Raw genomic sequence first — 20,580 nt, forward strand, 5'->3', positions numbered from 1 at the left:
AAAGGGGACCGTGCAAACGTGCAAAGGGGACAGTCACTTTTGCACGCGGACACCGTGCAAAAGTGACTGTCCCCTTTGCACGTTTGCACGGCCCACAGTAGAAAGGAACCGCCATGAGCGAGAAGACCGTTGCCATCCTGGGCGCCACCGGCGTGGTGGGCCAGCAGATGCTCCAGTGCCTGGAGGAGCGCAACTTCCCCGTGGGCAGGCTCGTGCCGCTCGCGAGCCAGCGCTCCGTCGACGCGGGCAAGACCGTGCGCTTTGCCGGCGAGGACGTGCCGGTGGCGCTCGCCGAGCCGGACGCCTTCGAGGGCGTGGACATCGTCCTCGGTGCGGCCGACGACGCCACCGCCCGCGCGCTCATGCCCGAGGCCGTTCGCCGCGGCGCCGTGTGCGTTGACAACTCGCACGCCTTCCGCATGGACGCCGACGTGCCGCTCGTCGTGCCGGAGATCAACGCCGCGGACATCGCGAGCCACCACGGCATCATCGCCAACCCCAACTGCGCCACGATCATCGGCCTCGTGCCCGTGTGGCCGCTTCACCAGCTCGCGGGCGTGACGCGCCTCGTCGTCTCCACCTACCAGGCGGCCTCGGGCGCTGGCAAGCCCGGCCTCGACGAGCTCGTGCGCGAGATCGGCTGCGTGGCCGCCGGCGAGCCGGTGGGGGAGACGGCCCCCTTCCAGTACCAGCTGGCCGAGAACCTCATCCCGCAGATCGGCGGCTTCAAGGACGAGGGCTACACCTCCGAGGAGCTCAAGATGCTCAACGAGGGCCGCAAGATCATGCACCTGCCCTCGCTGCGCGTGAACTGCACGTGCGTGCGCGTGCCGGTGGTGCGCTCGCACTCCGAGTCCATCACGGCGGAGTTCGAGCGGCCCATCTCCGTGGAGGAGGCGCGCGCCGCGCTCGAGGCGGCGCCGGGCGTGCGCGTGGTGGACGACCCCGCCGCGAGCCGCTACCCCATGCCGCTCGAGACCTCCGACCAGGACCTCATCTACGTCGGCCGCATCCGCCGCGACCTCTCCGCGCCCGAGGGCGTCTCGGCGCTCACCTTCTGGTGCTGCGGCGACCAGATCCGCAAGGGCGCTGCCACCAACGCCGTGCAGATCGCGGAGTACCTGGTCTAGCAGGGGAGAATAGCGCGCGGGGCGAGAAGGACGGGCGGGTTTCGCGGCGCGTCCTTCTCGCCCCGCCGCACGGGCGCGCCGCGCGTGCGCGCCCCTGAGGGAGGTCTCGCCATGGCGCTTCTCGCAAGCTATCACCTGCCCGGGCTCGTCGTGGAGGACCGCTCCTGCGACGTCCCGCTCGACTGGTCGGGCCGTCGCTTCCCCGGCCGCTCGACCAGCCTCTTCTACCGCGTGCTCTGCTCGCCCGAGAACGCGGGGCGCGACCTCCCGTACCTCGTGTTCCTCCAGGGCGGGCCCGGCGGGGCGTGCCCGAGGCTCACCTCGCCGACGAGCGACGGCTGGGTCGAGGAGGCCGTCCGCCACTTCCGCGTGGTCCTTCCCGACCAGCGCGGCACCGGCCGCTCCGGGCGCGTTGACGGCTCCGTCGTCGCGCGCGAGGGCGACGCCCGCGCGCAGGCTGCGTTCCTGCGCTGCTTTCTCGCGGACTCGATCGTGCGTGACCTCGAGCACCTGCGGGTGCACGAGCTCGGCGGCGCGCGCTGGGTGATGCTCGGCCAGAGCTACGGCGGATTCCTCACGCTCGCGTACCTCTCGGCCTTCCCCGGCGCGGCGCGGGCGAGCTTCGTCTGCGGGGGCGTCCCGCACGTTCCCGCGAGCGCGGACGAGGTATATGCGCACACCTTCCCGCGCATGGCGGCCAAGACGCGGCTCCTCTACGAGCGCTATCCGCAGGACGAGGGACGGCTCGCGCTGCTCGCCGAGCGCGCCTCGGCGGGCGGCCTGACGCTGCCCGACGGCTCTCCGCTCACGGTCAGGCGCCTCCAGTCGCTCGGCCAGGGGCTTGGGATGAAGCCGGGCCACGAGCGGCTTCACAACCTGCTCGACCTCGCCTTCTCCGCAGGTGACGGCACGGCGGGGGCCGCGCTTGACGCGGCGGGCGGCGATGTTGCGCGCGTGGAGGTGTCGCCGGCGTTCCTCGCGGGCGTCTGGTCCGCGACCAACGTCGTGGCGAACCCGCTCTACTGGGTGCTCCAGGAGCTCATCTACGCGGACGGCGAGCTCGAGCGGCCGGTCGCGTGGGCCGCGGAGCGCGCCCTGCGGGAGCGCCCGGAGTTCTCGCCCGACGCCCGCCCGCTCATGCTCGCCGGAGAGGCGTGCTTCCCGTGGATGTTCGAGGAGATGCCGGAGCTTCGCCCCTTCGCGGGCGCGATGGGCGTCCTCATGGGGGAGACCTCGTTCGGGCGGCTCTACGACCCGGAGGTCCTTCTCGCCAACGAGACGCCGCTCCAGGCCGCCGTCTACCACGACGACCTCTACGTGGACGCGGGCCTGCAGCTGGACACGCTCTCGCGCGTGGGCGCGAGTCACGCCTGGGTGACCAACGAGTTCGAGCACGACGGCGTGCACGGCAGCCAGGTGTTCAGGCGCCTGCTGGAGATGGCCCGCGACCGCGGCGACCTGGACGGCGTGCTGTAGGCCCGCGCTGCCCGTCGCCGGCTCCGTTGGCTCCCCGGTGCCCCTGTCGTTCCTGTTGCCCCTGCCACCTCCGCCCCCCCTGTCGCCCCTTCGGCTTAGGTGAGCAAATAGATCTAACCGTCGACCCCCTCTTTGCTTAGGTGAGTCGCGTTTCCCCAGGTTCCTGGGGCCCAGGCCCCTTAGGTGAGCAGCATTGGTTCAAGATTTGTGCTCACCTAAGGAAGGGAGTGCTGGGGCGCGGGGCGAGAAGGGCGCGCAGCGAGAAGGGCGCGCAGCGAGAAGAACGCGCGGCAAGAAGGACCGCCCGCTAGAACCCCGCCAGCACCTCGGACGTGAGGCGCTCCGCCACGGCGACGGCCACCTCGGCTGCGGCGCGTACGTCGTCGACGCGGCAGATCGCCGTCCCGGCGTGCACGTAGCGACACGGCACGCCCGCCACCACGCAGGGGACGTCGAGCTGGTGCACGGGCCCGCCGTCGGTGCCGCCGCCCTCGCGCACGGAGGTCTGCGCGGGAAGACCCGCCTCGGACGCCACGCCAAGAACGAAGCGCTGGTAGCGCGGGTGCGTGATCATGCAGCGGTCGAAGTAGCGAAACATCGGGCCCCGGCCCAGCGCGGCCTGCACCTCGTCGGGCGGGCAGAACGTGTCGTCCGCGGGGCAGCCCTCGAAGAGGAACGCCGCGGCGGGCGAGAGGCGCCGCGCCGCCGCGGCCACCCCGCGCTCGCCGACCTCCTCCTGCGCGGAGATCGAGGCCACCACGTCGACGGGGAGGTCGTCGCGACGGGAGAGCTCGCGCAGGGCGAGCAGCATCGCGCAGAGGCCCGCACGGCAGTCGAATGCCTTGCCAAAGGCCACCCCGCGCGCCGCGTCGTAGGAGAGCGCCGTGTCCGGCACGATCGGCTCGCCCATGCCCATGCGGAAGGCCTCGACCGCCTCCTCGCGCGAGCGCGCGCCCACGTCGAGGATGAGGGCGGTCTTCCCCGACTCGCGCTCGGCCTCGCTCAGGAAGTGCGGCGGCTTCACGCCCACCACGCCTCGCACCCACGAGCCGTCGGTCGCGCGCACCCGCACCCCCTGCCCGGCAAGCGCGCCCGGCGTGAAGCGGCCCAGCTCGACGAAGCTCATCGTGCCGTTGGAGAGCACCGCCTTGACCATGCCGCCCACCTCGTCACCGTGGGCGTCCAGCATGAGGACGGGCTTCTCTCCGGTGAAGTTGCGCGGCGTGATGAGGCCGTCGCGCAGCGTGTTCTCCTCGAAGCTCGCCCAGGTGTCGCAGAACGCGCGCGCCACGGCGAGCGTCTCGTCCTCGAAGCCGGACGGCGCCTTCGCGTTGGAGAGCGCGCCAAGAAGCGCCACGAGCTCGTCGTTGCTGACGTCCATGGGTGTCCTTTCGCCATGTGCAAAAGGGACAGTCACTTTTGCACGCTTTTCCACGTCGGGCGACAGCGTGCCGGGCCAGCGAGAGCCGTCGCTTCCGACCGTGCCCCACAGTATAATCTGGCGCAGCCCCTCTGTCGGCGCGTGCGACAGGGCGAGTTCGGACTGCGGCGAACGGCTCTGGGGGTGGACGGTCGGTCCGGCTTCTCGGGGGGCTCGCTCACTTTGGGGAGGTCATCTCGTCGACCTCGAATCTTGCTCTCGGGTTCGCCGCTGATAGGGGTTCGAGAATGCCTCGGGTTGCTATGATCGGTTCTTACTAACCAGCGCCAGGCGAGAAGAACGGAGCGCTCGATGACGGACGGCATGCCCGACTGGGCCGCGTGGGGAAGCCTCGCGGAGGAGGAGCTCGCCAGCGAGGCTGAGGCACTGCTGCGCGAGAGCCGGCGCGCGCCGGTGGACCGAAGGCGCGTGGAGAGGCTGCTCGAGATCTACGGACAGCGCTACGACACGCTGCCGGCACGCATTCGCCGCATCGTGGGGGAGATCGAGGTCGAGGACTGAGCTGCGCGCAAAGGGGACCGTGCAAAGGGGACAGGCACTTTTGCACGCTTTTCTGGCGTGCAAAAGTGCCTGTCCCCTTCGCACGGCGCCCTCCGCCGAGGGGGCGCGGCCTCTGGCAGAGTCGAGCGCCCTTCTCGCCCCCTGCGCTCGCTAGAATGCTACCAACGGCTCCGTACGGGGAGGTGCACCATGGCAAACCTGCTGAAGGAACGCTACGACGCGCTGGTCGAGAAGTGGGTCGCGCTGCCCGACGAGCGCCGCGAGAGGCTTCTCGGCGACTTCGTCGCCGACTACGTCTACAACTCCGAGAAGATCGAGAACGAGGAGCTCGCGTTTGCCACGGTGAGCCAGATCATCAAGGGCGACGCCGTCAGGGACTACACCGGCGACGTCCAGGTGCTCGTGGAGACGCGCAACCTCAAGATCTCCTGGGACCTCGCCCGCGTCAGGCTCGCGGAGGACCCATGCCTCAGCGAGGAGCTCATCCAGGAGGCCCAGGGGCTCGTGACCATGGGGACGTACAAGGAGAAGCTCCTGCTCGCGGGCGAGCGCCCGGGCACCTTCAAGCTGGAGAACTACGTCGGCGGCCCGGCGAGCGTCGGCATCCCCGCGGTCGAGGTGCCGCACGCGGTGGGCGTCCTCGCCGACGACGTCAACACGGAGCTCGAGGCGGGAGGGCGTCACCTCACCATCGCCGCCTACCTTCACGCGCGCCTCTCGGAGATTCACCCCTTCGCGGACGGCAACGGCCGTACCGCGCGGCTGCTCATGAACGGGGTGCTCCTCGCCATGGGGATGCCGCCCATCGTGATCCGCGCGCAGGACCACGGGGCGTACCACGCCGGGCTCGACGTCTTCCACCTCGAGGGCGACCTCAGCCCGTTCCGGCGGTTCCTCCGCAACGAGACGCTGCTCACCTGGGAGGGGCTCATCGACTAGACATGGCGGGAAACCCCTTCGACCTCAACCGGGACGGCCGCTGGTCCACGCCGGAGCGCGCGTTCACGCACTACGGCGTGGATACGCTCGTGCGCGGAGGGGGAGGGGGCGGCCGCGGCGGCTGCGGGTGCTCGCTCGTTCTTCTCGCCCTGCTGGCGCTCGTTCTTCTCGTCCTTGTGATGTGAAGATGTGGACTCCTCAAAAAAGTCCTTGCATCGGGCCGCGGGGTTTTGCATAATAGTCGAGCTGCTTGAAGAGGTGGCCAAAAATGGTGGGTGTAGCTCAGTTGGCAGAGCGACGGACTGTGGCTCCGTAGGTCGAGGGTTCGAGACCCTTCGCCCACCCCATTTAATCGAATACGGATCGTTAGCTCAGCTGGTAGAGCAGGGGACTCTTAATCCCAAGGTCCAGGGTTCGAACCCCTGACGATCCACCACTTTTGGATCGTTAGCTCAGCTGGTAGAGCAGGGGACTCTTAATCCCAAGGTCCAGGGTTCGAACCCCTGACGATCCACCACGATAGATTCGGCCGGGTGCCTTCGGGTGCCCGGCCGTTTTGCTGCGTCGCGGTCGGGGCGGGCTGGGGCCGCCCGAGCATGCCCCCATGCACGGACCGCTGGCCCCGCGCGAGAGGTTCCGTGCGCGGGGGCATGCTCGCGAGGCGCCCCCTCAACCACGCCGCAAGCCGCGGCGGGCCCCCGATTCCGTCCGGGCGGCATGGTATCCTGCCTGTGCAGGAAAGGGGAGGGAAGGCACATGGCAAGAAGGACGGACGGCGCGCGGCGCCCCCAGAGCAGGCCCGCGCTCATCGTTGCGGTACTCTTCGTCGCGCTCCTGGCGCTCGGCGCAGCGGGCGCGCTCCCGGGCGTCCCCGGGCTGCAGGCGGCGCAGGAGCCGACGCGCATATCCGAGCGGCAGGCCGGCTACACCGAGTGGGACCCCGACGAGAGCCCGGACTACTACCGCGTGGTCGGGACGGCCGTCGTCGACGTGGACCTGGAGCCGGGGGAGACCCGCTACGAGGGGCTCGACTCGCTCGGGCGCACGGGCCGCGTGGTCGCGCTCGTCACGCCCGAGATGTCGCGCGAGGGCACGGACCGCGAGCGCGAGGACATCCACGAGATACACCCCGCCGGGTGGGGGCACAACCGCGAGGTGGACATCGTGAACCCCGACGGCTCCACCTACCACGGCGCGATCTTCAACCGCAGCCACCTGCTCGCCAAGTCCCTCGGAGGGGACGACGCGGACTACAATCTGGTCACGGGCACGCGCACGCAGAACGTCGGCGACAACACGGGCCAGAACGGCGGCATGGCCTACACCGAGGGCCTCGCGCGCGACTGGCTGCGCCACAACGACGGGACCGTCTACTACTCCGCGACGCCCGTCTACGAGGGCGACGAGCTCCTGCCGAGGAGCGTCATCGTGGACGTGCGCAGCTCGGACGGCGAGCTTGACCTCGAGGTCGAGGTCTACAACGCCGTGGCCGGGTACGACGTCGACTACGCGACGGGGTGCTTCTCCGCCGCGGGGGAGTGAGGGGGCATGTCCGAGGGACCTGACGTCATCGAGGCCGCGCTCGAGCCTGACGACGCCCTGCTCGAGCGGGTGGTCGAGAAGGACGTCGAGTGGGAGGGGCGCATCTTCTCCGTGGAGCACCTGCGGGTGGCGCTCTCCGACGGCTCCCTCGACTGGCGCGAGGTGGTGCGCCATCACGGCGGCGCCGGCGTGGTTGCGGTGCGCGACGGGCGCGTGTGCCTGGTGCGCCAGTATCGCGTGGCGCTGGGGCGCATGACGCTCGAGATCCCCGCCGGCAAGGTCGACCCGGGCGAGCCGCGCGACGTCTGCGCCGCCCGCGAGCTCACCGAGGAGACGGGCCTCGTGGCCGACCGCCTGGAGCTCCTCGCGGAGTCCTACGGCGCCCCCGGCTTCACGAACGAGCACACCTCGGTGTACTTCGCCCACGGCCTCACGCAGGGGGAGGCGGCGCCCGACGCGGGCGAGTTCCTGAACGTCCTGTGGGTGGGCGTCGAGGACGCCGTGGAGGCCATTCGTCGCGGCTTCATCGACGACGCCAAGACCGTGACCGGCATTCTCGCGGCGCGGGCGTACGGGTTGCTATAGAATGACCACGCGGCATGCCGCGACGCGCGCCCTTAGCTCAGTTGGATAGAGCCGCGGACTTCTAATCCGAAGGTCGGGGGTTCGAATCCCTCAGGGCGCACCATGACTGCCTCGGGCCGGGCCACCCCCTGTGGGGCCCGGCCCGTTCTTCTCGCCGGCCCCTCCACCTCGGTCGGCGCGTCCGCAGCAGCTACTGATATATGAGATGGTTCCCCGTCCCAGGCGCGCTCGCGGGGGCCGGGACGGCCCTTTGGCGGAAATCCTTACGCCGTATAGGCGATTCCCGGTTTGTTGCGAGGGTGTTATGCGGCATACTTGAGTCCGTGAGTCTGCCCGTTGGAAGGAGCGCGCGTTGATTTACACAATGACGTTGAACCCCGCCCTTGACTACGTCATGCACCCGCTGACGCTGGACATGGGCTTTACCAACAGGTCCTCGAACGAGGAGCTGCACTGCGGCGGCAACGGCATCAACATCTCGACCCTGCTCAACGAGCTCGACGTCCCCAGCATCGCGATGGGCATCGCCGCCGGCTTCACCGGAGACTACCTCCTCAGGCGCCTGCAGGAGAAGGGCATCGCGAGCAACTTCGTCATCCTCGACCGCGGCTACACGCGCATCAACGTCAAGCTCAACGGCATCGTCATGACGATGGTCAACGGCATGGGCCCCAAGATCCCCGAGAAGAAGGTCAACGAGCTGCTTGAGCGCATGGACATCGTCGGCTCCGACGACACGCTCGTCCTGACGGGCTCGATTCCCAATTCCCTGCCCGAGGACATGTACATGCAGATCATGCGCCGCCTCGGCGGGCGCGGCATCCAGTTCGTCGTGGACGCCCCCGGCCAGCTCCTGATGGAGTCCCTCGAGGCGCACCCGTTCCTCATCAAGCCCAACAACCACGAGGTCGGCCGCATCTTCGGCGCGGAGATCGAGGAGCCCGAGGAGTGCATGCCGTACGCCCACAAGCTCCAGGAGGCCGGCGCGCGCAACGTCATCATCTCCTGTGGCGGCCACGGCTCGCTGCTGCTCGACGAGAACGGCGCCGAGCACGTCGTCCCGACCGCCAAGATCCGCCTGGTCAACGCCACCGGCGCCGGCGACTCCATGGTCGGCGGCTTCCTCGCCCAGGTCACGCGCGGCGTGGACTACGAGACCGCGCTCATCTTCGCCTCCGCCTGCGGCACCGCGACGGCGGCGAGCAAGGGCATCGCCAAGCGCTCGACGATCGACCGCGTCGTCGGCGCGCTCTACAAGAAGATGGGCCGCGCCATTCCCGGCTCCATCGCGCGCGACATGGAGGCCAACAAGGCCCGCGAGGCCGCGCTCGAGGCGGCCGAGAAGGCGGAGAAGGCCGAGAAGTAGCCTCTCGCGCGCGGGCCCCGTCGGCCCGCTCCTTGGTGTTCCCGTCCCGCAAGGGACGTGGTCATACTGGGACATGGCCGCGTCGGCGGCCAGGAAGTAGGGGGAAGAGATGTACGAGGGAGTCAACGCATCGGATGGCATCGGCATCGGCGTCGCGCGCGTCGCCGTGGAGCCCGACCTGAGCTTCACGCCGCACAAGCCCGAGGACGCCGGTGACGAGAAGCAGCGCTACGCCGCCGCCGTCGCCAAGTTCATCGAGCAGACCAACGCCCAGATCGAGCGCATGAAGGTGACGGTGGGCGAGGAGGCCGCCGCCATCATGGGCGCCCACATCGAGTTTGCCGAGGACGACGGCATCAAGGACATGGTCAACGGCTCCATCGAGAGCGGCATGTGCGCCGAGCAGGCCGTCTCCGAGGCCTATGACATGTACTACAACATGTTCGCCAACATGGAGGACGAGCTCTTCCGCGAGCGCGCGGCCGACGTCGCCGACGTCAAGACCGGGCTTCTCGCCGACCTTCTGGGCAAGGAGGTCGTCGACCTCTCCACGCTGCCCGAGAACTCCGTCGTCGTGGTGCACGAGCTCACGCCGTCCATGACCGCGGACATCGACAAGGACAACGTCGCCGCCATCGTCACCGAGACCGGCGGCCGCACGTCCCACTCCGCCATCATCGCCCGCGCGCTTGAGATTCCGGCCGTCCTTTCCGTGGCCGACGTCACCAAGAACATCAAGAGCGGCGACATGGTCATCGTCGACGGCTCGCGCGGCCGCGTCCTCGTGAACCCGGGCGACAACGACCTCGCGCACTATCGCGCCAAGGCCAAGCAGTACGCCGAGGAGAAGCTCGCGCTCGAGGCCTACCGCGGCAAGGAGACCGTCACCGGCGACGGCGAGAAGGTCCTTCTCGTCGCCAACATCGGCAACCCGGACGACGCCAACGTCGCATCCGAGCACGACTGCGAGGGCGTGGGCCTCTTCCGCTCCGAGTTCCTCTTCATGGACGCCAAGGAGCTCCCGAGCGAGGATGAGCAGTTCGCCGCGTACCAGAAGGTCGCCCTGCGCATGAAGGACCAGCCGGTCATCATCCGCACGCTCGACGTGGGCGGCGACAAGGAGATTCCGTACATGAACCTCCAGAAGGAGGAGAACCCCTTCATGGGGTACCGTGCGGTGCGCTACTGCCTCAACAACCCCGACCAGTACAAGGTGCAGCTCACGGCTCTGCTGCGCGCCTCCGCCTTCGGCGACATCAAGATCATGATCCCGCTCGTCACCAACATCGACGAGATTCGCCAGGTCAAGGCCCTCGTCGAGGAGTGCAAGGCCGAGCTCGACGCCCGCGGCGTGTCCTATAACAAGGACATCGAGGTCGGCACCATGATCGAGACGCCCGCCGCGTCGCTGATCGCCGACGACCTCGCCGCCGAGTGCGACTTCTTCTCCATCGGCACCAACGACCTCATCGGCTACACCATGTGCGCCGACCGCGGCAACGACCGCGTGGGCTACCTCTACGACGTCTACCAGCCCGCCGTGCTGCGCTCGCTCAAGCGCATCATCGAGGAGGGCCGCAAGGCCGGCATCATGGTCGGCATGTGCGGCGAGGCCGCGGCAGACCCGCTGCTCATCCCGGTGCTGCTCTCCTTCGGCCTGAACGAGTTCTCCGTGAGCGCGCCGTCGATCCTGCGCACGCGCCGCATCATCTCCGAGTGGACGAAGGCGGACGCCGATGCCCTCACCGAGAAGGTCATGAAGCTCAAGACCGCCGCCGAGGTCAAGGCCATGCTCCAGGCCGCCGCCCGCTAAAAGGGGACGGGTTATTTCTCTCAGAGTTTCTGGGACAGGTTATTGGACGGTGTCGCTAGGCGCGGCACCGTCCTTTCTGTAAATGGGGACGGGTTATTTCCCCAGAGAAAGCGGGACGCCGCCCATGATGGCTTGCTTTCCGTTAGGTGACCGCTTGCGTGCTCCGCGCTTACACGGTTCTTCTCGCTAGTTTATTTTTGAGACTTACAGAATTATTCCAATCCATTGATATTGTTGATTACCCCTTTCAGCTGCTATGGTTATTGCCTGTCGAGGATGGGAGGCAACATGCCGAGGTGCGCCAGGAGGGTCTCAGAGTCAGGCTTCTACCATGTGATGCTGCGGGGAAACGGGCGACAGGTCATCTTTGAGGATGACGCGGACCGCCGCGCCTTTCTGGAGGCGCTGGCCGGGACGATGTCCGCGCGCGGCATTGCGATAGTCGCGTGGTGCCTCATGTCCAACCACGTCCACCTGCTCCTGATCGACGCCGAGGGACGCCTGAGCGAGGCGGTTCATGCGCTGACGACCAGCTACGCGGGTCGGTTCAACAGACGTGCCGGCCATGTTGGGTCGGTGTTCGGCGGACGGTTCGGGAGCGTTCCCGTCGAGGGCGATGCCCAGCTGCTCGCGGCCGTCCGCTACATCCACGACAATCCCGTCAAGGCGGGGCTCTGCGGGGCTCCCGGAGAATACCCGTGGAGCAGCTACCGCGAGTATGTCGGGCAGCCGCGAATAGTCAGCGCCGAGGTGGTCCTCGACCTGCTTGGAGGGGTCGAGCAGTTTGAGCTATTCAGTCTCGAGCATCGTCCGACCGGGTACTGCTTCATGCCGGGGACGCGCGTTCCGGAGGAGGACGCGGCCGATGTGGCGCGCGCCGCGATCTATCCCCTCGAGCTCGCGGACGTCAGGGCGCTGGATGGGGCCGAGAGGGACGGCGCGCTCTCGCTGATGAGCGAGGCCGGGCTCTCTGTCAGGCAGCTTGAGCGTCTGACGGGGGTCGGCAGGTATGCCATAGAGAGGAGTCTGCTGCTCTCGAGAAACGGATAGCGCCAGGGTCGGGCGGTGCGGGCATCGCGGTCGAACGATGCTCGCGCGTGACGTCCGCGCTCGCCCCTGGCCTGTCCCATTTTCTCTGAGAGAAAAAACACGTCCCCAATTAGCAGACAACGTGGAGGGCGCGGGGGATGACGTCGATCTCAAAGTGGGTGCCTTGGAGGCGTTCGCCGTCGACCTGGCAGGGCGGCTCCTCGGCGAAGTCGAGCACGGCGTGGCGGATGTGGCGCAGGCTCACGACGCTCGACCGCGCGTGGCGTCCGCTCCGCGCCAGCCCGAAGAGCGCCAGCAGGTGGGGGAGCAGCGGCTTCTTGACGTTGTAGCAGACGTCGAGAAGGCCGTCTCCGGGGTCGGCGTCCGGGCAGATCCTGAAGCCGCCGCCATAGGTGGGCCCCACCTGCACGGCGAAGATGAGCGTCTTGAGGTCGACGGGCCTCTCGTCGTCGAAGCTCGCCGTGCAGGGGAAGCCGCCCTTCGCCCGGGAGAGGATCTTGAGCCCCGAGGTGATGAAGAGCGCCTCGCCCTCCTGCGAGGTGTTGGCCGCGCGACGGTCAGTGGTGTCCAGCGCGATTGCCGCGTCGAGGCCGAACGAGAGCGTCTGCATGAAGTGGACGCCGTTGACGCGCCCGACCTCAAGCTCACGCACCGTGCCGCGTACGAGTTGGGCAAACGCCCCCTCGACGTCGTTTTTCACCATGCCGAGCGTGCGGGCATAGTCGTTTCCCGAGCCAAGGGGTATGACGCCGAGCTGCGGCCGTGCCGACGCGGGCAGCCTCATGAGGCCGTTCACAACCTCGTGGATGACGCCGTCGCCGCCAAGCGCGAGCACCGTGTCAAAGCCAACGGCGCCGGCGGCGATCCCCACGGCGTCGCCGGGCCCCTGGGTGAGGCGCACCTCGTAGCCGCGCGTGGCGGTGGAATAGCTTCCCAGGAAGTGGCGGGCAAAGTCGGCACCGGCGGCGCCCTTGCCGCTGTGGGCGGCGGGGTTGGCAATAAGCAGCGTGCGTCCGAGCGGGGATTGTGCCATAAGACGTCCTTCTCGAGGTTCTTCTCGCCCCGATTGTACGCCAGACGCCGCCGTGCGCGGCCTATGCCTTGACGCTGTCAAGCGGGCGAGAAGGACGGCGAGCGTCGGGTCGTGGGATGTGTGGATTGGGGACTATCCCTAATTTGCAGATTGCCCGAACGGAGGCACTCGCCTATACTGGGCACTTGCGACCGGGGCGTGGCGCAGCTTGGTAGCGCATCTGCTTTGGGAGCAGAGGGTCGCTGGTTCGAATCCAGTCGCCCCGACCACGCAACGCGGGTGTGGTTCAATGGTAGAACCTCAGCCTTCCAAGCTGATGACGCGGGTTCGATTCCCGTCACCCGCTCCAGAACTTGACGAGCCCGGGCCAGCGCCCGGGCTTTTCTGTAAATTGGGGACGGGTTATTTCTCTCAGAGAAAACGGGACAGGCCTGGGACGTGGATCATTCCAGGCCTGTCCCCATCTCTCTGAGAGTAATAACCCGTCCCCTTTTCGGGTAGAGGACGTGTGGATTGCGCCTGTGTTTCGTGTGTACGGGAGATTACGCGCGAGGTTCGATGCCGTTACACTTCTCGTGCAGATTTGTGCCGCCACGTTTCGTCAACGTATCCTCTCTTCCGGAACTTTCGTCGCGGCCGCGGCCGCAGGAGAGGGGAGAATCCCATGACGTATTCCGAGAGAGTCATCGCCGAGCTCGAGGCCCGCTACCCCGAGCAGCTCGAGTTCATCCAGGCGGCCAAGGAGGTCCTCGAGACCCTGCAGCCCGCCCTCGACGCCCACCCCGAGTACGAGGAGAACGCGCTTCTCGAGCGCATCGTCGAACCGGAGCGCGTGATCATGTTCCGCGTGCCGTGGGTCGACGACGAGGGGAAGGTCCAGGTCAACCGCGGCTATCGCGTCGAGTTCAACTCCGCCATCGGCCCCTACAAGGGCGGCCTGCGCTTCAACCCCACCGTCACCGTGGGCATGCTCAAGTTCCTCGGCTTCGAGCAGATCTTCAAGAACAGCCTGACCACGCTGCCCATGGGCGGCGGCAAGGGCGGCGCCGACTTCGATCCCAAGGGCAAGTCCAACCGCGAGGTCATGGCCTTCTGCCAGTCCTTCATGACCGAGCTCTTCCGCCACATCGGCCCCAACACCGACGTCCCCGCCGGTGACCTGGGCGTTGGCGGCCGCGAGGTGGCCTACATGTTCGGCCAGTACAAGCGCCTCAAGAACGAGTGGACCGGCGTCCTCACGGGCAAGGGCCTCACCTTCGGCGGCTCGCTCGCCCGCACCGAGGCCACCGGCTACGGCCTGGTCTACTTCGTCGACGAGTACCTCAAGAGCGCCGGCGACTCCTTCGAGGGCAAGAAGGTCGTCGTCCACGGCTCCGGCAACGTGGCCATCTACGCCATCCAGAAGGTCGCCCAGCTCGGCGGCACCGTCATCGCCTGCTCCGACACCAAGGGCTGGGTCGAGGACGCCGAGGGCATCGACTACCAGGTGCTCGAGCACATCTACAACAAGAAGCGCTCCGGCCACGACCAGGGCGTCTCCCTCGCGATGTACGTCGACGAGCGCCCGAACGCGGTCTGGCACGAGGGCGACGGCCGCGGCGTCTGGCAGCTCCCCTGCGACATCGCGCTGCCCTGCGCCCGCGAGAACACCCTGCACCTCGAGGACGCCCAGGCGCTCGTGGCCAACGGCTGCAAGGTCGTGGGCGAGGGCGCGAACATGCCCACCACGCCAGACGCCACCACCTACCTCATGGAGAACGGCGTCGCCTTCATGCCCGGCAAGGCGGCCAACGCCGGCGGCGTGCTCGTCTCCGGCCTTGAGATGAGCCAGAACGCCGAGCACCTCTCCTGGACCTTCGAGGAGGTCGACGGCAAGCTCGAGAGCCTCATGCGCGGCATGTTCCACAACGTGGACGACACCGCCCGCGAGTACGGCCACGAGGGCAACTTCGTCATGGGCGCCAACATCGCCGGCTTCCTCAAGGTCGCCGAGGCCATGATGGCCCAGGGCGTGTGCTAGTAGCCTGACCTGATACGCGCTGGGGGAGGCCCCTCCGGTTCTCACGCAAGAGCGTGCTTCGCTGAGCTCTTGCTTGGAGAACAGGAGGGGCCTTACGCGTACAGGGTCGCTCCCGCCGGGTTTTAGGCAAGGGCACCAAGGTAGAGCGCGGCGGCGAGAAATGCGGCGGCGACAAGGGCGACGAGCCACACCTTCCAGTAGGGGATGAGCCAGCGAAAGAGGAAGTCGCCCGGGGGCGGCTCGGTTGGGTCGCGCCCCTCGAGGTATGCCGCGGCGGCTATCGCGTTTTCGAGGCCGTGGCTGCGCATGAAGGAGCGGAGGCGCGGTAGCGCTCGAAAGCCGAGGACCAGCTCGCACGCAAGGGCGATGACGAGCAGGGCGATTCTCAGCACGTCCGCCTCGGGGCTGCTACCGCGCAGCGGACTGAGCAGGTAGGCCACCATCACGATCAGGAGGCCGAGCGCCAGCAGGGTCCCCGCCGACGCGAGAAGCCGCGCGAGCGTGTGCCGATCCTCGGCGGCGGGCCTTACGGCGCGCGACCCCCTCTCGCCGATCAGGTCGTCCACCGTGGTTTCAAAGACCTGGGCGAGAAGGACGAGGCTCTGCACGTCCGCCAGGGTACGCCCGGCCTCCCAGTTCCCGACCGTCTGGCGTGAGACGTAGACGCGGCGCGCCAGCTCGGCCTGGGAGATCCCCGCCGCCTCGCGGCGCTCGCGGATGCGCGCCCCGATGATCTGCTGCGCGGATGTCTGGCTCTCGTCCATGCGGCCCTCCCTGATGCCAGTGTATCCATGTGCTACGCACGAGGCGCAGATGGGCCGGCGAGCGGCGTGACAAACGGCTTTGCCAGGGCTGCGACCTGCGGCGCATTGGGCATGCCCGCTGTCGACGGACGTCATGTCACGGCGATGGGCTAGAGTGGTGCCGTCGGCTCCCGCGACGTGGAAAGGCGGACCTATGGTTCTTATCGCCCTCGTTGGCGCGCCCGCGCTCGTGCTGCCCGTGGTTGCCGCCGTGGGCTCCCTCCCCTCGGCGCGGACGCTGGGCCTCGTTGCCGCAAGCTACTTCTTCATCGCGCTCTGCCTGACGTCGGTGCTCTGGAGCAACACCGTGGTCGACGAGTCGTCCCTTGTGGACACCGTGCACGGGTGGCTCTTCGGGGCGGTCTTCCTCATGGCGTGGTCGACGCTCTTCTCGGCCGTCGCCCTCGTGCGCATGATGAGAGGGGACCGTCCCCTTTCATCATGAGGGCTCACGTTGCCGGCGGGCGATGGCGAGGAGCGTCGGCTCCTTCTCGGCGTCTGTCGAGAAGTGCGGGCTCGAGACCCGCGGCGTGCCGGCACTCATGAGTGCCGGCGGGGATTTGAAGGTATGATGTGCAAAAGTGACTGTCCCTTTTGCACATGGGAGGGAGTGGGATGACGCGCGTCGCCATCATGGGGGTCATCGTCGAGGACCCGAGGTCCGTCGAGGCCCTGAACGAGCTGCTGCACGAGTATCGGGACCACATCTTCGGGCGCATGGGGGTGCCGTACCGCGAGCGCGGGGTGAGCGTGATCTCCGTGGCGCTCGACGCTCCCCAGGACGTCACCTCGTCGCTCGCCGGCAAGGTGGGGGCGCTCCCGGGCGTGAGCGTGAAGACGCTCTACTCCAACGTGATCGCCGAGGAGCGCGGCGCTGATGACTGACGGAGCGGGCTCGCGCGGCCGCGAGCTCGTAGACCGCCTGGCCGCCGAGCACGCGCTTCCGGTCGAGAAGTACGAGGAGCTCGTGAGGTCCTTCTCGCCCGCGCTCGCGGCCTACGCGGCGGAGCGTGCCGTGGCGGCCCGCCGAGAGGTCTACGGCGACGAGGTCTTCATCCGCGGGCTCATCGAAGTCAGCAGCCACTGTAGGAACGACTGCCGCTACTGCGGGCTGCGGAGGTCAAACCGCTCCGCCGCGCGCTATCGCCTTGCTCCCGAGGTGATCCTTGCCTGCTGCGACGCGGGCTACGACCTGGGCTTCAGGACCTTCGTCCTCCAGGGCGGCGAGGACCCGGCGCTCACGGACGCCGTCGTGTGCGACGTGGTCTCCCACATCAAGGCCGCGCACCCCGACTGCGCCGTGACGCTCTCGCTGGGCGAGCGGAGCCGGGAGAGCTACCAGGCGCTCCATGACGCGGGGGCGGACCGCTACCTCCTGCGGCACGAGACGGCCGACGCCGCCCACTACGCGCGCCTGCACCCGGCGGAGCTCACGCTCGAGCGCCGCCTCGCGTGCCTGCGCGACCTGCGGGAGATCGGCTACCAGGTGGGCTGCGGCTTCATGGTGGGCTCGCCCGGCCAGACGCCCACAACGCTCGCGGAGGACCTCAAGCTCGTCGAGGAGCTTCGCCCGGAGATGTGCGGCATCGGGCCCTTCGTGCCGCATCACGCGACGCCGTTCGCCGAGGAGCCGGCGGGCTCGGTCGCCCTCACGTGCTACCTGCTGTCGCTCCTGAGGCTGATCGATCCGCGCCTGCTCCTGCCTGCGACGACGGCGCTCGCCACGCTCGACCCGCGCGGTCGTGAGCGAGGCATGCTCGCCGGCGCCAACGTGGCCATGCCCAACCTTTCGCCGATGGACGCGCGCGAGAAGTACGAGCTCTACGATAATAAGGCGCACGCCGGGAGCGAGGCGGCCGAGGGGCTGGCCGAGCTGAGGCGGCGCATGGAGTCGGTCGGCTGCCGCGTGGTGGTCGACCGGGGCGACGCGAGGCGTCGCTAGCGCGGGAGGGGTCCCGCGCGTCAGGACGCGCGGGCTTCTCGCCAAGCCCGCTGCGCGAAACGCTGAGGGGGAAGGCCCGGGGGTTCCGGGTCCTGACCGCGAAGGGGAGGAACATATGGCGAAGTATGACCCGAGGTCCCGCTCTGCCGAGGACTTCATCAACGACGAGGAGATTCGCGAGACCCTCGACTACGCCGCCGCGCACGCGCGCGACGTGCCGCTGATCGAGTCCCTGCTCGAGAAGGCCCGGCCGCGCCTCCTGGGCAACGGCTGCCACTGCGCGGGCCTCACGCACCGCGAGGCGAGCGTCCTTCTCGCCTGCGAGGTCCCGGAGCTCAACGAGAAGATCTTCCAGCTGGCGCGAGAGATCAAGCTCGCCTACTACGGCAACCGCATCGTGCTCTTTGCCCCGCTCTACCTCTCCAACTACTGCGTGAACGGCTGCACGTACTGTCCGTACCACGCCAGGAACAAGCACATCGCGCGCAAGAAGCTCACGCAGGAGGAGGTCCGCCGCGAGGTGATCGCCCTGCAGGACATGGGTCACAAGCGACTGGCGATCGAGGCGGGCGAGGACCCGCGGATGAACCCCATCGAGTACATCCTCGAGAGCATTCAGACGATCTACTCGATCAAGCACAAGAACGGCGCCATCCGCCGCGTGAACGTGAACATCGCCGCCACCACGGTGGAGGAGTACCGCATGCTCAAGGACGCGGGCATCGGGACCTACATCCTCTTCCAGGAGACCTACGACAAGAAGAGCTACCTCGAGCTGCACCCCACGGGGCCCAAGCACGACTACGACTACCACACCGAGGCCATGGACCGCGCCATGGACGGCGGCATCGACGACGTGGGCCTGGGCGTGCTCTTCGGCCTCGAGAAGTACCGCTACGAGTTCGCGGGCCTGCTCATGCACGCCGAGCATCTCGAGGCCGTGCACGGCGTGGGGCCGCACACCATCTCCGTGCCGCGCCTCAAGCGCGCCGACGACATCGACCCGGACCAGTTCGACAACGGCATCGACGACGACACCTTCGCCAAGATCATCGCGTGCATCCGCATCGCCGTGCCCTACACGGGCATGATCATCTCCACGCGAGAGAACGAGGCCGTGCGCGGGCGGGCGCTCGAGCTCGGCATCTCCCAGATCTCCGGGGGCTCGCGCACGAGCGTGGGCGGCTACGACGAGGAGGTGCGCCCGCACGACTCCGAGCAGTTCGACGTCTCTGACCAGCGCTCGCTCGACGAGGTGGTCCGCTGGCTCATGCAGCTCGACCACATCCCCTCGTTCTGTACGGCGTGCTATCGCGAGGGGCGCACGGGGGACCGCTTCATGAGCCTGTGCAAGAGCGGCCAGATCCTCAACTGCTGCCATCCAAACGCGCTCATGACGCTCGCGGAGTACCTCGTGGACTACGCCTCGCCCGCCACGGCGGAGGTGGGCTGGCCGCTCATCGAGCGCGAGCTGGGGCGCATCCCCAACGAGCGCACGCGCTCGCTCGCGGCCGAGCACGTGGCCGACATCCGCGCATCCAACCGCCGCGACTTCCGCTTCTAGCAGAAGGGGACGGGTTTTTTCTCTCAGAGATTTTGGGACAGGTCCCGCGAGCGGCCCGTCGGGACCTGTCCCAAAATCTCTGAGAGAAAAAACCCGTCCCCAAATGGAGGAGAGATGGGGCTTAACGAGACGCCGTCGGGCGAGCGCGCGCACATCGCCTTCTTCGGGGTGCGCAACGCGGGGAAGTCGAGCGTGGTGAACGCCGTCACGGGCCAGGAGCTCTCCGTGGTCTCCGACGTCCGCGGCACCACCACGGACCCGGTCAGGAAGGCCATGGAGCTCCTGCCGCTGGGCCCCGTGGTGATCGTGGACACCCCGGGCATCGACGACGAGGGCGCGCTCGGCGCCAAGCGCGTGGAGCGCTCGCTGCGAACGCTCGCGAGCTGCGACGCGGCGGTGCTCGTGGTGGACGGGGAGCGCGGGCTCGCCCCCGCGGACCGCGAGCTCGTGCGGCAGTTCGAGGCTCGCCAGATGGCATACGTCGTCGCCTGGAACAAGTGCGACCGCGCCTCCGCCCGGGCCGGACTTCTCGCGCTCGGCGAGAAGGACCCCGGCCTCGCGGGACGCGCGGTCGGCGTGAGCGCCCTGACGGGAGAGGGGGTCGACGAGCTCAAGGAGCGCCTCGCGCGCCTGGCCCGGCCCGAGGGGCGCGGGCGGCGCATCGTCGCGGACCTCGTGCGCCCGGGGAGCGTCGTGGTCCTCGTCTGCCCGATCGACGCGTCCGCGCCCGGGGGCCGCCTCATCCTGCCGCAGCAGATGACCATCCGCGACCTCCTCGACGCCGGATGCGTGCCGGTGGTCTGCCGAGAGACGGAGCTCACGCGCGCTCTCGCCTCGCTCGCCGCCCCTCCGGCCCTGGTGGTCACGGACTCCCAGGCGTTCGGGCCCGTCGCGCGCGTCGTGCCCGATGCGGTGCCGCTCACGTCGTTCTCGATACTCATGCTGCGCTACAAGGCCGACCTCGCGCTCGCCGTCGCGGGCGCGGCCGCCCTCGACCGCCTGCGCGACGGCGACCGCGTCCTCATAAGCGAGGGCTGCACGCACCACCGCCAGTGCGAGGACATCGGGACCGTCAAGATGCCCGCGTGGCTTGCCGCGCACACCGGCGCCGAGCTGGGGCTCTCCTTCACGAGCGGCGCGGACTTCCCCGACGACCTCTCGCCCTACGCCGCCGTCGTCCACTGCGGGGGCTGCACGCTCACCGCCCGCGAAATGCGGCGCCGTCAGGCCCGAGCCGCGGCGCAGGGCGTCCCGCTCACCAACTACGGCGTCGCCATCGCCCACATGCACGGCATCCTGCGCCGCAGCCTCGCCCCCTTCCCGGAGGCGCTCGCGGCGCTGGACGGCTAGCATTTGGGGACGGGTTATTTCTCCC

19 protein-coding genes and 6 tRNA genes are annotated in these 20,580 nt (G+C 68.5%); 22 read left to right on the forward strand and 3 right to left on the reverse strand.

Annotation, left to right across the window (positions count from 1 at the left end; translation table 11 throughout):
- Window positions 1–113 precede the first annotated feature (113 nt).
- Together E0L17_RS01915 and E0L17_RS01920 are read left to right on the forward strand one after the other, a co-directional pair.
- Entirely contained in the window at window positions 114–1,130 is a 1,017-nt protein-coding gene (locus E0L17_RS01915) for an aspartate-semialdehyde dehydrogenase (protein ID WP_167929596.1), read from the forward strand.
- 111 nt (window positions 1,131–1,241) lie between these two features.
- A complete protein-coding gene (locus tag E0L17_RS01920; protein ID WP_167929597.1) occupies window positions 1,242–2,606 on the forward strand; it encodes an alpha/beta fold hydrolase in 1,365 nt (454 codons plus the stop codon).
- Between the two features lie 307 nt (window positions 2,607–2,913).
- Here the strand turns inward: E0L17_RS01920 and E0L17_RS01925 are convergent, their stop codons facing one another.
- Window positions 2,914–3,987 (reverse strand): M42 family metallopeptidase, encoded by a 1,074-nt coding sequence (locus E0L17_RS01925; RefSeq protein WP_167929598.1) that lies wholly within the window; start codon window positions 3,985–3,987, stop codon window positions 2,914–2,916.
- Window positions 3,988–4,338: 351 nt separating this feature from the next.
- Between E0L17_RS01925 and E0L17_RS01930 the strand changes: the two genes are divergently transcribed.
- The 12 genes from E0L17_RS01930 to E0L17_RS01985 all read left to right on the forward strand — a co-directional run bounded on the left by E0L17_RS01930 (window position 4,339) and on the right by E0L17_RS01985 (window position 11,843).
- Entirely contained in the window at window positions 4,339–4,548 is a 210-nt protein-coding gene (locus tag E0L17_RS01930; protein WP_167929599.1) for a hypothetical protein, read from the forward strand.
- A 189-nt stretch (window positions 4,549–4,737) separates the two neighbouring features.
- Window positions 4,738–5,487 carry a Fic family protein gene (locus E0L17_RS01935; RefSeq protein WP_167929600.1) on the forward strand — a complete coding sequence of 250 codons (750 nt, stop codon included), beginning with the start codon at window positions 4,738–4,740 and terminating at the stop codon, window positions 5,485–5,487.
- A gap of 2 nt (window positions 5,488–5,489) precedes the next feature.
- A complete protein-coding gene (locus E0L17_RS01940; RefSeq protein ID WP_167929601.1) occupies window positions 5,490–5,672 on the forward strand; it encodes a hypothetical protein in 183 nt (60 codons plus the stop codon).
- An 86-nt stretch (window positions 5,673–5,758) separates the two neighbouring features.
- Window positions 5,759–5,834 (forward strand) — tRNA-His (locus E0L17_RS01945).
- Between the two features lie 13 nt (window positions 5,835–5,847).
- Window positions 5,848–5,923: transfer RNA gene (locus E0L17_RS01950), tRNA-Lys, on the forward strand.
- Window positions 5,924–5,928: 5 nt separating this feature from the next.
- Window positions 5,929–6,004, forward strand: a tRNA-Lys gene (locus E0L17_RS01955).
- Window positions 6,005–6,243: 239 nt separating this feature from the next.
- Window positions 6,244–7,029: a DNA/RNA non-specific endonuclease gene (locus E0L17_RS01960; protein ID WP_167929602.1), complete on the forward strand. Its 786-nt coding sequence runs from the start codon at window positions 6,244–6,246 to the stop codon at window positions 7,027–7,029.
- Between the two features lie 6 nt (window positions 7,030–7,035).
- A complete protein-coding gene (locus tag E0L17_RS01965) occupies window positions 7,036–7,614 on the forward strand; it encodes an NUDIX hydrolase (protein ID WP_167929603.1) in 579 nt (192 codons plus the stop codon).
- 26 nt (window positions 7,615–7,640) lie between these two features.
- Window positions 7,641–7,717, forward strand: a tRNA-Arg gene (locus tag E0L17_RS01970).
- A gap of 249 nt (window positions 7,718–7,966) precedes the next feature.
- The gene (locus E0L17_RS01975; RefSeq protein WP_167929604.1) at window positions 7,967–8,980 is read left to right on the forward strand and encodes a 1-phosphofructokinase family hexose kinase; all 1,014 of its coding nucleotides are present in this window, start codon (window positions 7,967–7,969) and stop codon (window positions 8,978–8,980) included.
- Window positions 8,981–9,089: 109 nt separating this feature from the next.
- Window positions 9,090–10,793: a phosphoenolpyruvate--protein phosphotransferase gene (gene ptsP, locus E0L17_RS01980; RefSeq protein ID WP_167929605.1), complete on the forward strand. Its 1,704-nt coding sequence runs from the start codon at window positions 9,090–9,092 to the stop codon at window positions 10,791–10,793.
- Window positions 10,794–11,129: 336 nt separating this feature from the next.
- Window positions 11,130–11,843, forward strand: coding sequence for a transposase (locus tag E0L17_RS01985; protein ID WP_286163216.1), 714 nt, complete (start codon window positions 11,130–11,132; stop codon window positions 11,841–11,843).
- Window positions 11,844–11,952: 109 nt separating this feature from the next.
- Here the strand turns inward: E0L17_RS01985 and E0L17_RS01990 are convergent, their stop codons facing one another.
- On the reverse strand, window positions 11,953–12,876 hold the full coding sequence (locus E0L17_RS01990; RefSeq protein ID WP_167929607.1) for a diacylglycerol/lipid kinase family protein: 924 nt from the start codon (window positions 12,874–12,876) through the stop codon (window positions 11,953–11,955).
- A gap of 192 nt (window positions 12,877–13,068) precedes the next feature.
- On the opposite strand from E0L17_RS01990, the gene E0L17_RS01995 reads away from it, so the two are divergent.
- The 3 genes from E0L17_RS01995 to gdhA all read left to right on the forward strand — a co-directional run bounded on the left by E0L17_RS01995 (window position 13,069) and on the right by gdhA (window position 14,896).
- Window positions 13,069–13,145 (forward strand) — tRNA-Pro (locus E0L17_RS01995).
- Window positions 13,146–13,151: 6 nt separating this feature from the next.
- Window positions 13,152–13,225 (forward strand) — tRNA-Gly (locus tag E0L17_RS02000).
- Between the two features lie 315 nt (window positions 13,226–13,540).
- Entirely contained in the window at window positions 13,541–14,896 is a 1,356-nt protein-coding gene (gene gdhA, locus E0L17_RS02005; protein WP_167929608.1) for an NADP-specific glutamate dehydrogenase, read from the forward strand.
- 122 nt (window positions 14,897–15,018) lie between these two features.
- Here the strand turns inward: gdhA and E0L17_RS02010 are convergent, their stop codons facing one another.
- The gene (locus tag E0L17_RS02010; protein ID WP_167929609.1) at window positions 15,019–15,660 is read right to left on the reverse strand and encodes a helix-turn-helix domain-containing protein; all 642 of its coding nucleotides are present in this window, start codon (window positions 15,658–15,660) and stop codon (window positions 15,019–15,021) included.
- Between the two features lie 193 nt (window positions 15,661–15,853).
- On the opposite strand from E0L17_RS02010, the gene E0L17_RS02015 reads away from it, so the two are divergent.
- The 5 genes from E0L17_RS02015 (at window position 15,854) to hydF (ending at window position 20,555) form a co-directional block, all read left to right on the forward strand.
- The gene (locus E0L17_RS02015; RefSeq protein WP_167929610.1) at window positions 15,854–16,144 is read left to right on the forward strand and encodes a hypothetical protein; all 291 of its coding nucleotides are present in this window, start codon (window positions 15,854–15,856) and stop codon (window positions 16,142–16,144) included.
- A 170-nt stretch (window positions 16,145–16,314) separates the two neighbouring features.
- Entirely contained in the window at window positions 16,315–16,584 is a 270-nt protein-coding gene (locus tag E0L17_RS02020; protein WP_167929611.1) for a TM1266 family iron-only hydrogenase system putative regulator, read from the forward strand.
- The gene (gene hydE / locus E0L17_RS02025; protein WP_167929612.1) at window positions 16,577–17,641 is read left to right on the forward strand and encodes a [FeFe] hydrogenase H-cluster radical SAM maturase HydE; all 1,065 of its coding nucleotides are present in this window, start codon (window positions 16,577–16,579) and stop codon (window positions 17,639–17,641) included. The genes E0L17_RS02020 and hydE overlap by 8 nt, the downstream gene beginning before the upstream one ends.
- A gap of 115 nt (window positions 17,642–17,756) precedes the next feature.
- Window positions 17,757–19,205 carry a [FeFe] hydrogenase H-cluster radical SAM maturase HydG gene (gene hydG, locus E0L17_RS02030; protein WP_167929613.1) on the forward strand — a complete coding sequence of 483 codons (1,449 nt, stop codon included), beginning with the start codon at window positions 17,757–17,759 and terminating at the stop codon, window positions 19,203–19,205.
- Between the two features lie 114 nt (window positions 19,206–19,319).
- Window positions 19,320–20,555 (forward strand): [FeFe] hydrogenase H-cluster maturation GTPase HydF, encoded by a 1,236-nt coding sequence (hydF, locus tag E0L17_RS02035; protein ID WP_167929614.1) that lies wholly within the window; start codon window positions 19,320–19,322, stop codon window positions 20,553–20,555.
- Window positions 20,556–20,580 lie beyond the last annotated feature (25 nt).

The sequence above is a fragment of the Olsenella sp. SW781 genome, assembly GCF_012027725.1.
Taxonomy (GTDB): domain Bacteria; phylum Actinomycetota; class Coriobacteriia; order Coriobacteriales; family Atopobiaceae; genus Thermophilibacter.